The sequence below is a fragment of the Bacillus sp. JJ1474 genome (assembly GCF_036965225.1).
Taxonomy (GTDB): domain Bacteria; phylum Bacillota; class Bacilli; order Bacillales; family Cytobacillaceae; genus Cytobacillus.
On the sequence record NZ_JBALPC010000245.1, the window covers coordinates 5,645 to 5,879 of the forward strand.

Consider the following 235-nt stretch of genomic DNA (forward strand, 5'->3'; position numbering starts at 1 on the left):
TGCCAATATCTGATTTCAATTATTATTTAATAAAAAATCCGCAACATCCCTTAAAGTAATGGCATACGTAGTAAATTAAAAACTGCTGAATATTAAACAACCAATATTACTTTTATAAGAAAATTTTTGTTAAATTTCATTGTAAAAATTTTTTTACACATTCCGCTAATCGATGTCTGAATTATTTGACAATAGGATATAAAAAGTAAAATTTTATCACTAATTCCCTATAAAG